The following is an 11,920-nucleotide window of genomic DNA, read 5'->3' as shown; positions in this document are numbered from 1 at the left end:
TATGAAGGCAACAAACTGAATGCAGACTCCAAAAACATCGAAACGAACGTCACTAGGTATACCTATTTTTGTGCCATTTTTCAATATTAATTAGAATAAACGCCAATAAAAGCAAACGTTTGTTAGCAGAAGCCTCATCCTTGAGGTAGTAAGTTGAGGATGCGTGAATATGTGAAGGTTTTTGGATACTTGCTAGCAAAGGCGCCAACAAAAGCTTAACAGGCCCAGCAGAACTCGCTGCTTTCTAGAGTGCCATCGGCATCGAAATCCCAGCCCTTGCGACCATCGCTATAAATATACAAATTGCCAGTACCTGCGACAACAGAGCCGCTAACTGGCACCGCTTTTAGCAGATAGCTTTGTCCATTGTTATCTACGCTGTCTATCGATAAGGTATAGCTTTTATTCTCTTCTGGTTCAGAAGCGGGTGAATAGGCTTTAAAAATAGCAGGAGCACCAGTATCAGCTCCCGAAGGACCGGCACCTTTATAGCTAAAATTAGAAGCACTATGTCTTTCCATAGCGCTAGCGAAGGCCATTAAATCAGCTTGCACGGCGCCGCGGGCACTACTGGCAATCATGCCCTGATAACTTGGATACGCGACCGCAGCGATAATACCGATAATCGCGACAACTATCATCAATTCTATTAAGGTGAAACCTTTCTCTTGTTTCATTCTCATGGGTAATTCCTTGGTAAAGTGTCAATATATAAACTAAATAGTATTTGCAACTAGGGCTTTTCTATTTCCGTCTTCCAAATATCTTTTTGGACACGCTCAAAACGCCCATAAATATTTTGTGCTAAGCATTCAAAATCAGTACCACAGGCTATTTCATTGCCATCTTCATCTAACTGAATCACCGCCGCTACACATTCTGCACCTAAACACACCACCGGCTTTACGATATTCTCTATCAAAATTTTTGTGTCTGGCGCGATACCTGTTTGCGCAAGTTGTGCATAGCGGTCGCTTGATTCCTTTTGTGCATTTTGATTCAAATCAGAAACCGCATTACCGTTTGTCATATTAACTAAATATGCTCTGCTGTTGCCGGTTGGCGGCGCACACAAGCTGTCGCTGGCTGATGCCGGTAAATAGGTAGTGAAAAATACTTTGTAGTCTAATATCAATGGTGACGCTAAGACCTTTTCACCGCCATTGGTTAAGCGAATACGCCATCCTTTTTTATCAAGAAAGGCTTCACTAGCAAGTTCGCGCTCAGTTTCATCGCTAGAGGTTAACAAATGATCAGTAGCATCATATAAACTATCTTCGCTGTACGCTGTGTCAGGTAACAGGAACTTGCCTTGATTATCGGTATTGAAAATACCTGTGTCTTTTATCAAGTAAAATTGATCATCAATTGTGGTATTTAAAGGCCCAGCCCTAAATCCAGAACCAATTGCTACCGCATAATATTGCTCTTCTCCTAGCAATATTTCAGAAACATCAGGGCCGTAGTAGAAACGACGGTTATCTTCTTCAGTATCGCCTGCAAACGTGGCTAATAGACCACCTTGGACTAAGTTACTGCGGCTTTCACCGTTATATATATCTAACCTAAATAATTGACCACCCATATCGGCAACATACATGTGATCAGCCAGACCGTCTTTGTTTCTATCAACCGCAGATATTCTCGCCGGTATGCTGTATTTCATGTCATCTAACACTAAATCAGCATCACTAAGCCCAGCAGACCACAGTAAACTGCCATTGTCTGCATCTATCATATAAACGCTGTTTCCTACAGAGTCAGGTAGGCGAACTTCTTTTTCATCTTGGGATTCGTCGTATCCGCCACCAATTATCATTACATTTTTTATGCTATTGCCAATTTTCACTTTTGTGATAATCGGTCGCGACCATGTTTGGCCCATGTTTGCGTATTCACCTTCCCCGCCATTGATAGTAAATACTAATTTAGGGTTCGTTTTAGATGTTACATCAAAGACATAGTAATTATTTCCGCCGCGGCGCATGCCTAAATATAAATATGTTTTGGTACCTACACTGCGAATAACGAGGTCCCCGTCAAGGCCATATTTATGATTAAACGTAGAGCTATCTCTATAAAAGTCATACAAGTTGCTTAGTAACTCTTTGGGTGCGATAGCAAAGTTTTCGCTACCATCTTCTGCATCAAAGGAATGCAAGAAACCGTGATTAGTTGCCACAAATATCGCACTATCATTGGCCGAATAGTTAACAATAACCGGTTGCGAATGTATAGGGTCACCCATCTGCATACGTACGTCGCTGGTTGAACCGTCACCATCGTCGTCGAGCACATCAACACCACGTGCCCACTTCAAGATTTCAGTGCGTAAAGTTGAAGAATCAGGCAAAGTGTCGACCGCTAGGTCGCGCTCACTAATATTTGAGTTGCCTTCATTAAGTACCTTCGAGTTGGTAAAAATAGTACCGGGGGAATCGTCAAAGAAGTAAATATTGCGCACCAAATCAAGCTTACTCACGGCACCACCATCGCGCACATCGTTTCCATCAGCCAGAGTTGACCAATAACTATGGCTATTTTCTGAGAAAAATCCGGTCGCTGAATCAACGGCGCTATTGCCATTTTTATCAAGTACCTTATCGCCTTCAATACGATATTTTTTAAGGTTGCCTGGCCACAAAGTACCTTCAGCAGGTTTAAATAAGGCAAAGTAAAGTTCATCTCGGTGAGAGAGGCGGTTTAATTGGTTTACCGCTACGCCCGGTGAGACAAAAGTCGAGTTAATATCTTTGACTTGCCTAAGGATAGTTTCAAAAGCGCTCAGCAGCCGTTCACTATCGGTTGCTTCATAAAAACCACCGCCGCTTTGCAAGGCAATTTGATTAAGGAAGTTATTTGCTCGTGAATTAGCAGAGAAACCAATGGTATGTGTTATTACTCGCGCGTCGATGGGCGAGTCACCCGTATCACTGATGCTTTTGGCCAAATCTAAACCACACTTTTCGCCGCCACTGCCGGTACAAGAACGGCCTAATAATGATTGTATTTTGGACACGGAGTGGTTGTTGTTTGCCTCTCCATCAGACAGCAAAACAATATGGTTGTTGGTCTGGCATTGCAAATCTTCGATTGGAGAAATATAGGTAGCCCCTAGGGGTATATATTCTCCGCTGCAATCTGAACTACTTAAGTTATCTTCTTCGCAGCCAGAGGGTCTAACAGGATCGCCGCCCACATAAGATGAACGATGACTGACACGTGTCGCTCTGCGCACATTACTCGATACATTGCTCTCGCCGCGTTTGCGTCCATAATCTACATCAAGCCCACCGTAATAGAGTGTGGCTTCATAAAGGGTATCAACAATAGGTGTATAACCGTTGGCACTTAAATCGTCAACCTTGCCTATTAGATGTTGACGGACCGTTGAGGTCGTCCCTGGTGTGGCGTTACCTTCAAATTCCACAATTAAACGTACCGCGCCTGAATTCTTGCCTCTATAAGTATAAGCCCCTCTACTGGCACTGTTAAAATCAGACATGATAAACATCATTTTATTGCCCGGTTGCCAGCCAGAACGATCCACAATTTCTTGAACAATATTGGTAACAGAAGGACTCTGATACACGCCGTTGCGATAAAACGAAGGCATATTTGACCATGTCACTGAGGCGGACGTTTTTGGTGTATCTCGTAAGGTGTACCTGGGATAGGAACGAAAATCAGAAGGACTATTTTGGTTTGCCCCTTGAATGGTCATTCTTGCACCTGAACTTGTGCCGTTTTGATAGGCAGTAAACTCTAAGTACGCATTTAGTATCGTTGCACCTTGTGGCAAATTAAGGTTTTTAAACCTCACTGCCGCGTAGCGATTATTATTCGACCTAAAGGTTAATTCATCACCCGTACTCTGACGGCCGTCCCAACGCTCTTCAGCATTGTCGTCTTGTTCGTCAACTTGGTAAATAAATTTATCTCGAACACAACCGGTTGCAGTGCTTTCGTCGTAAGTTAGTACTAGTTGGGGAGAACGACTACTGCCATCATCACTTGAATATACTTGGCGATTTGAGCCTGGTAACATATCGATTGATTCAAAGATTAAAGCAAGATTGTTGCCACCACACCAATCAGAGCGATTGACGATTTCTTGAATGATTGGCGATATATCAGGCGTGTTTATAAGCTCACCCCAACTTGGCCAAGCGTTATCATCATCCCAAATAACTTCATTACTAGTCGTAGCTCGAGAAGAAATGTTGTTTGTATTTGAGCCAAAAGTGGCTGCATTGCCGGTTGCTTCACCCGCAATTTTAAAATTTGTAATAGTGTTATTTAATCCCCCTGAGGTGAAACGCAAAACAGCGCTAGTAATTACAGCACCACGAGGAATATTGATATCCTGATAGCGAAAGCCAGAATATACAGTGTCAATGCCTTGAGACATTAGCATCGTATTATGATTGAGACTAATCGAACCATTGACTTCGCTGGCATCGTCTGTTCTATCAGTAGTAGGAATTATAATTTCTGGGGAAACGGGCGCATCGATATCTTTGATTGGATATAAAACGGGGCCACCGTAGTCAGAAAAACGCATTAGACCTGCATTAATATTTGTTGCACCGCCGAGGGCATCTCTAAGCGCATCTTGCACTTTTTGCATACGAGTTGTATCGGTACCGTCGCGACCACCCATACTCCCTGAAGTATCCATAATGAAAAGGACGTTTGGTTTGTAGGTCACCACCGAGTCGCTAGAACCTAAATAGATTTCTAAATCATCGCCAAAGGCGCTGAAGCTAATCATAAAACTCAGCAAACATGCTGAAATTGAGAGTCCAAACTTTTTACTGCTCATCGAAATACCCTCGTTAATTAGATGCTGGTGCGAATACCGCTGCGGTTAGGGTATTGGCTACCACATAGCTGCTGCCTTGCGTTTGACCACAGCCTCTTACTATGAATACATGGCAATTGATATTGCTGCCGCCAATAACATTGCTTGAGCCCCTGCATGCTTGCTCTCGTACAAAGGCGGTCTTTGACCAACTGTCTACTGGCGGATTGTCACTATATCGACCAGTCGCTGTATGGCGCGAGTTAAAACCTAACCCCGCGCTCGTAATTGCCCGGTTGGTGCGACCATTTTCAAAACAACTCAAGGTTTCGTTATCTAAATTGATAGCAGCTAATTGTCTTGCTTCTGAAAGTGGATCGGTGAGAAGTGGATTTACCAATATAGATTCATCTTCAGACTCAAATACAACGCCAGCGATGGCCGCCTCTGCGGCATCAAAAGAAACCGATTTGCGTTCAATTGAGCTTGCCATTTTACCTTGCAAAAGACTGCTAGATACCGACGAAACGCCTAAAATGGTAATTGATAGCAACACCAACAACGCGAATACCATGACCAAACCTGTTTGATTTTTCATGCACTTCCCCTTACAAAATTACGCATATTTCTGAGTGTGACGGTTGTTTCAAAGGCCTTATAAAGACCGTAATCTGGCGCGGTTATCGAATCCTCATTTAACAGTTTAAAACTTAGTCTCCTATCCAGTGAAATCTCTCCTTCACCCTTGACCACAATAGCCATGCGTAGGCTGACGACTTGCTGATTGTTGTCATAGGCATCGGCTAAATCCGAAGCATCTATATAGCGAGTAGGCAAAGTTTCTCCATCATTACTATTTGGGTTTGCAATGCCATAGGTAACTTGAAAGGATAGTACGTCATCTAAAATAGTATAGGCGGCATGTGCATTGTGTCCGACAGGCGCTTTTTGTCCCCGTACCACGCGACCATCAAAGCCCCGACATTTCAACTTTCCATCGCTGACAAAGTATTCGTTAACAACATAAAATTCCTCATCGTCATCATAGCCGAGCTTAAATCCTCGGCAGTCTTGAGCCGCTTGCAAGCTAACCACTAAGGTGTCGTTTTCGCCGTCCGCTCCTTGTATGCTGCCTAATGCCGCGCGGTCATTAAAATCGCCAGGGATAGGAATAGGATGGTTACGAACAAAGGCTTCTTCCTCTGCTATATCAACACTGGTATTCAAGTTGGGACTCAAGGAATCATATAGCCCTACCATTAGTAGCTCTGAACGTAATCTAGTTACAATATAGCGACCACTTTCTTGGGTGCTAGCAACCGCACGATTAAGCCTATCGGTTAATGAGTTACTGATCATGATTTGGACGACGGCAGCAGAAATAACCAAACCCAGTGCCAAAGCAATCATAATTTCAACAAGCGAGAAGCCCGCTTGTTTCTGGCTTTTGTATAAAGTTTGTTTCAAATTGTTGTACATCATCAAAGTACGACCTCTTTTACAACACAGTCATATTCAGCAGAGCTAGTTGTATTGCAATTAACATTGGCTTTTTTGAAGTCATCTCGCCAACTTGCTGCGGGCCATTTCACCATGATTTTATGAATAGATCCGGCTGTGCAAGCGTCTGCGTCACTTGTATCAGTGTCGCTACAAGTAACTTCTAGCGTTGCATTTGGATTTTCTCTAACCACCGAACATGACATTTGATAAGCATCAAATACCGCTAAATCGGCGGCGACACATTCATTTTCTTGGCAATTTGGAATATCTGCGGGGATCTCTAGACAATGGCAGTCGTACGCAGGGGTTGAGCCTGTGCAAGATAAATTATTGAAATTGTAGTTGTCACTGTCGACGTAATTATTGTGTACCACAAAACCGTCACTTATTTTCGAAGCAACCGTACTGGCGCGCAAGCGTTCGGTCATTTGCTCAGTTACTAAAACCGCTTGCGTGCGTGCAAGGGCCTCTTTGTTTGAAAAAGACCCAATAAACTGTAATGACGCAACGCCAAGTAGACCTACAGCTAAAATCACAAGGGTAATCAATACCTCAATCAAGCCAACCCCGCGTTGACGAGTGCTCAGTGAAAGCTTATTTAAATGTCGGATATTTTTATTACTCATGACGTATTTAAAATTAATGTATATTAGGGATATCGACACCTTACAGAATTTCCGCAATGTTTGGTTATTATGAATAAGTGTAAGGTATTAATTTCGAATGGAAACGGGCCATAAGACCAGTTATTTTAGGTACAAAAAACAAGCACTTTGCAAAAGGCAAAATGTAGGTTTTTGATAAACGTTTGATTAAATTAGGGTATAAGCTTAGTACTAGTTATAGTAAAAAAAATTAAACCCTATGGATTAGGATATTTGTTTAATACGTAATTCTTTGGGTACTGCAAATTCAACGTTTTCAGGTCGTCCTTCACGCTCAAGGGCTGTTGTGGCGCCCCACGCGATTAACTTATCAACAACACCTTGAACTAGCACCTCAGGCGCTGAAGCACCCGCGGTTACGCCAACATGTTTTACATCCGTTAACCACTCTTTTTTAATGCAATCTTTGTCTGCAATTAAATAAGCCTTAGCACCTATTTTCTCGGCAAGTTCTCGGAGTCGGTTAGAGTTTGAAGAGTTTTGTGCGCCAACAACAAATAGCACGTCACAATCTTGTGATAAATCTCTGACAGCGTCTTGTCGATTTTGTGTGGCATAACAAATATCATCTTTGCGAGGACCATCTATTTTAGGAAACTTTGTACGAAGTGCGTCAATAACCTCTGCCGTATCGTCGACTGATAAGGTGGTTTGACTGCAGTAGTATAGTTCTTCTGGGTTATTAACACTTAGCGCTGCAACATCCTCGATAGACTCAACTAGGTAGATACCGCCTTCAGGGTTGCTATATTGACCCATGGTACCTTCTACTTCGGGATGGCCATGATGTCCAATTAAGACACATTCAGTCCCTTTTTTGCTGGCACGCATTACTTCCATGTGCACTTTGGTCACTAAGGGGCAAGTCGCATCAAAGACCTTTAATCCCCTTTCAGTGGCTTTGTTTCTAACAGATTGCGATACACCGTGTGCTGAAAAAATCACGATTGCGTCATCGGGGACTTCATTTAGCTCATCGACAAATATTGCGCCTCGCTCCTTCAAACCATCGACCACAAATTTATTGTGCACGACTTCGTGGCGTACATATATTGGCGGTTCAAAAATTTCAAGAGCGCGTTCTACAATCGTAATTGCGCGGTCAACACCAGCGCAAAAACCTCTTGGATTAGCTAAATGAATTTGCATAAATACCTCTTATTTTACGTCAATGATTTCAACCGCAAAAACAACGGTTTGTCCTGCTAATGGGTGGTTAAAATCGACGGTAACAGAATGCCCTGCAATGCTTCGAATAATACCAGGTAGTTCGCTACCATCAGGTTGTGCAAAGCCCATTATCATGCCTTCTTTTAGTTCCATGTCAGCGCCAAATTTAGTTCTGTCTACATGATAAATATTATCAGGATTAGGCATACCAAAAGCGTCTTCGGGCGCCAAGGTAAAAGACTTCTTGTCATCGATTTTAAGTCCGAGTAGGCAGGCTTCAAAATTGGGTGTTAAACTGCCGTCTCCCATAACCATTTTAGCGGGTTTACCACTTACTTTGGTACTATCAGCTGCGGTGCCATCTTCTAAAGTTAAGTCAAAGTGCAAAATAACTTCGCTACTATCACCAATGACCTTCGCATCTGTTGTTTTAGTTGGGCTATCATTCGCCATTGCTTTTATGCGCCTCTTTATTTTTAAACATATCAATAATTAAAAGTGCCGCGCCTATAAATATGGCTGAGTCTGCTACATTAAACGCTGGCCAGTGATAACTACCGTAGTAGAAATCTAAGAAATCAATCACATAGCCGTGTGCAATGCGATCGTAAACATTGCCTATAGCACCACCAAGAATAAAGGAAAACGCCACTGGGAGCAGAAACTGCTCGTGTGTAGCTTGGCGTAACCACCATAGAATGAGGGCACTGACAATCAGTGCAATAGCAGAGAGGAAATAAACTTGCCATCCACCTGCATCATACAAAAAACTAAAGGCAGCACCATAATTGTGCACATAGGTTAGATTAAAAAAACCGGTGAGCTGAATAGAGTCATACAAACTCATCGCATTCACAACGGCGTATTTACTCCATTGATCTAATACAATAATGACACCAGAAATCCACAAAAACCGTAGCCCCGTGTTTTTAATTAAATCACGCATAATGTCGTGCTTCTCCATTACCATCTACATTTTCAATACATCTGTTACATAGTTCTGGATGTTTAGGATCCTTTCCAACCTCAGCTTTATGATGCCAACAGCGAGTGCATTTTTGAGCCTCTGACTTTTCTACCAAAACAAATAACTCGGCATTTGGTGTTTCTAGGGCATCACTTGTCTTTTCCGTCAATGCTTGCACGTGCGCTTCTGACGTAATAAGTACAAAGCGCAGTTCATCTTCTAACTTAGCTAACAATGAGGCAGTACTTGAATTCACAAATAATGTCACTTTCGCTTCTAATGAGCCACCAATCAACTTGCTTGTTCTAGCTTTCTCTAAGGCACTATTTACGTCAGCTTTAACCAGCATTATTTGTTGCCAAAACTCGTTATCTAAGCCCTTATTATCAACCTTTGGCAAACCTTCGTACCACTTACCAGTGAATACATACTGGTCTCTTTCACCAGGCATGACTTCCCATAACTCTTGTGCTGTAAAGCTCATGATAGGTGCCATCCAACAAACTAAAGACTCCATTATATGATAAAGCGCAGTTTGACATGACCTACGTGCAAGGCCGTCAGACTTAGCTGTATATTGACGGTCTTTAATAATATCTAGGTAAAAGCTACCCATATCAATAGAACAAAACTGCATTAAACTTTGACATACAATTAGCATGTCATACTGTTCGTAAGCTTCCAAAATTTCTTTTTGAACTTGGCTTGTTCTGGCTACCGCCCATGCGTCTAAGGCAACCATATCTTGGGGGGCAACTAAATCAGTAGCGGGATCAAATCCGTTTAAGTTTGACAGCAAAAAGCGGCAAGTATTGCGAATACGTCGGTATGCATCCGCAGAGCGCTTGAGAATTTCATTACTTACCGTCATTTCTCCTCGGTAATCAGTTGAGGCTGCCCATAAGCGCAAAATATCTGCACCCAATTTATTGGTAACTTCTTGGGGCGCAATAACGTTGCCAACCGATTTTGACATTTTTTTGCCGTTTGCATCTACCGTAAACCCATGGGTCAATACCTGCTTATAGGGTGCATGGCCATGCATTGCGGTAGAGCTAATCAAAGAAGACATAAACCAACCGCGATGTTGGTCTGAACCTTCTAAATATAAATCCGCAGAAGCCGGAATATCTTCGCGTTTATCCACCACAAAATAATGGGTTACACCGGAGTCAAACCACACATCTAAAGTATCTGTAACCTTGACATAATTTTTGCTGTCTTCACCAATCAAAGATTCATCGCTTAAATCCCACCATGCTTGAATTCCTTTTTCTTCTACAGCTTGTGCCACTGTTTCCATAATAGCTTCAGAGTTAGGATGAATTTCGCCTGTCGCGACATGAATAAATAAGCAAATGGGGACCCCCCACGTACGCTGGCGTGAAATACACCAATCTGGCCTACCTTCGACCATTGAGGTAATGCGATTCTCTCCCCATGCAGGAATCCACTGGGTTTGCTTTATTTGCTCAATAGACGCTTTGCGTAAGCCCTTTTTGTCCATGCTGATGAACCATTGTGGAGTGGCTCTAAAAATGATCGGTGTTTTATGACGCCAACAATGAGGATAACTATGTTCATACTTAACATTGAGCACCAGTGCATCATTTTCTTGGAGTGCGTCAACGATGGACTGATTAGCCTTAAATACATGTTGCCCTGCAAATAAAGGGGTATCGTCTAAATAGACTCCATTGGGTCCTACTGGATTATAGACTTCAATGTCATAGTGTTTGCCTACAATAAAATCGTCCACACCATGGGCAGGCGCAGTATGTACGCAGCCTGTGCCGGATTCCGTTGTCACATGCTGACCTAAAATTAGGGGCACGGTAATATCTAACAATGGATGCTTAACGCGCTGGTTTTCAAGCGCACTGCCTTCACATTTTGCCACTACTTCGTATGAATCGGCAGCATAACGACTCGCACACTGATCAACTAAGTCTGCAGCGAGCACTAAACGTTTAGTACCTGACGCAAAGGTCATATCCACTAAGGCATATTCCAATTCTGGGTGTAAACTGATTGCTCTGTTTGCAGGAATGGTCCAAGGCGTAGTTGTCCAGATGACTACCTTCGTTGGAATGCGGACAAATTCAGATTCTTCTATTCCAAAAGCACTAGCCATCGCGCCGGCTTCTACCACAGCAAAAGCAACGTCGATTGCTGGTGACACTTTATCTTGATATTCAACTTCCGCCTCAGCAAGGGCTGAACCACAATCGGTACACCAATGGACAGGCTTAAAACCTTTTTCTAAGTGGCCAGATTGAACTATTTTAGATAGCGCTCTGATAATATTGGCTTCACTCGAAAAATCCATCGTCTTGTAGGGCTGCTTCCAATTACCGAGCACACCAAGGCGCTGAAAATCTTTGCTTTGCCCTTCTATTTGTCTTTGGGCGTATTGACGACACTTTTCCCTAAATTCACTTACACTCACCTTCTTGCCAGGCTTGCCAACCTTTTTTTCGACCATTAATTCAATGGGTAAACCATGGCAGTCCCATCCAGGCACATAAGGTGCGTCAAAATCAGATAATGTTTTTGATTTGACAATAATGTCTTTTAGAATTTTATTTACTGCATGACCAATATGTATGTCCCCGTTAGCATAGGGGGGGCCATCGTGCAGAATAAAAGGCTTATTACCCGCTTTCGCCTGCCTAATTTTTTGGTAAAGATCTTGGCTGTCCCATTTCTTTAGCATTTCAGGTTCGCGATTTGCCAAATTACCACGCATTGGAAAAGCAGTATCTGGCAGGTTAAGGGTCGCTTTATAATCGGTCATTATAGTATTCCGTT

9 protein-coding genes are annotated in these 11,920 nt (G+C 42.7%); all 9 read right to left on the bottom strand.

The annotated features are described in order from the left end of the window. Positions 1 to 215 precede the first annotated feature (215 nt). The 9 genes from AC0L6H_RS11540 to ileS all read right to left on the bottom strand — a co-directional run bounded on the left by AC0L6H_RS11540 (position 216) and on the right by ileS (position 11,906). Complete coding sequence (locus tag AC0L6H_RS11540; RefSeq protein WP_473389100.1) at positions 216 to 683, bottom strand: type IV pilin protein; 468 nt, start codon at positions 681 to 683, stop codon at positions 216 to 218. A gap of 50 nt (positions 684 to 733) precedes the next feature. Beyond that, entirely contained in the window at positions 734 to 4,825 is a 4,092-nt protein-coding gene (locus AC0L6H_RS11535) for a PilC/PilY family type IV pilus protein (protein WP_473389099.1), read from the bottom strand. 13 nt (positions 4,826 to 4,838) lie between these two features. Beyond that, complete coding sequence (locus AC0L6H_RS11530) at positions 4,839 to 5,402, bottom strand: pilus assembly protein PilZ (protein WP_473389098.1); 564 nt, start codon at positions 5,400 to 5,402, stop codon at positions 4,839 to 4,841. Further along, entirely contained in the window at positions 5,399 to 6,286 is an 888-nt protein-coding gene (locus tag AC0L6H_RS11525; RefSeq protein WP_473389097.1) for a PilW family protein, read from the bottom strand. The genes AC0L6H_RS11530 and AC0L6H_RS11525 overlap by 4 nt, the downstream gene beginning before the upstream one ends. Beyond that, positions 6,286 to 6,933 (bottom strand): prepilin-type N-terminal cleavage/methylation domain-containing protein, encoded by a 648-nt coding sequence (locus tag AC0L6H_RS11520; RefSeq protein WP_473389095.1) that lies wholly within the window; start codon positions 6,931 to 6,933, stop codon positions 6,286 to 6,288. Before AC0L6H_RS11520 ends, AC0L6H_RS11525 begins: the two co-directional genes overlap by 1 nt. A 243-nt stretch (positions 6,934 to 7,176) precedes the next feature. Continuing rightward, positions 7,177 to 8,121, bottom strand: coding sequence for a 4-hydroxy-3-methylbut-2-enyl diphosphate reductase (ispH, locus tag AC0L6H_RS11515; protein WP_473389094.1), 945 nt, complete (start codon positions 8,119 to 8,121; stop codon positions 7,177 to 7,179). Positions 8,122 to 8,130: 9 nt separating this feature from the next. Then, positions 8,131 to 8,595 carry an FKBP-type peptidyl-prolyl cis-trans isomerase gene (gene fkpB, locus AC0L6H_RS11510; RefSeq protein WP_473389093.1) on the bottom strand — a complete coding sequence of 155 codons (465 nt, stop codon included), beginning with the start codon at positions 8,593 to 8,595 and terminating at the stop codon, positions 8,131 to 8,133. Further along, entirely contained in the window at positions 8,585 to 9,088 is a 504-nt protein-coding gene (gene lspA, locus AC0L6H_RS11505; RefSeq protein ID WP_473389091.1) for a signal peptidase II, read from the bottom strand. Before lspA ends, fkpB begins: the two co-directional genes overlap by 11 nt. Then, entirely contained in the window at positions 9,081 to 11,906 is a 2,826-nt protein-coding gene (gene ileS, locus AC0L6H_RS11500) for an isoleucine--tRNA ligase (protein WP_473389090.1), read from the bottom strand. The genes lspA and ileS overlap by 8 nt, the downstream gene beginning before the upstream one ends. Between the last annotated feature and the right edge of the window lie 14 nt (positions 11,907 to 11,920).

It is taken from the genome of Glaciecola sp. G7-5 (genome assembly GCF_055808975.1).
This window is presented reverse-complemented; position numbering and strand designations above follow the sequence as displayed.

Coding starts and splice junctions, on each gene's coding strand:
- AC0L6H_RS11525 (WP_473389097.1), bottom strand. CDS start 6,286: ATGATGTACAACAATTTGAAACAAACTTTATACAAAAGCCAGAAACAA.
- ispH (WP_473389094.1), bottom strand. CDS start 8,121: ATGCAAATTCATTTAGCTAATCCAAGAGGTTTTTGCGCTGGTGTTGAC.
- ileS (WP_473389090.1), bottom strand. CDS start 11,906: ATGACCGATTATAAAGCGACCCTTAACCTGCCAGATACTGCTTTTCCA.
- fkpB (WP_473389093.1), bottom strand. CDS start 8,595: ATGGCGAATGATAGCCCAACTAAAACAACAGATGCGAAGGTCATTGGT.
- lspA (WP_473389091.1), bottom strand. CDS start 9,088: ATGCGTGATTTAATTAAAAACACGGGGCTACGGTTTTTGTGGATTTCT.
- AC0L6H_RS11530 (WP_473389098.1), bottom strand. CDS start 5,402: ATGAAAAATCAAACAGGTTTGGTCATGGTATTCGCGTTGTTGGTGTTG.
- AC0L6H_RS11520 (WP_473389095.1), bottom strand. CDS start 6,933: ATGAGTAATAAAAATATCCGACATTTAAATAAGCTTTCACTGAGCACT.
- AC0L6H_RS11535 (WP_473389099.1), bottom strand. CDS start 4,825: ATGAGCAGTAAAAAGTTTGGACTCTCAATTTCAGCATGTTTGCTGAGT.
- AC0L6H_RS11540 (WP_473389100.1), bottom strand. CDS start 683: ATGAGAATGAAACAAGAGAAAGGTTTCACCTTAATAGAATTGATGATA.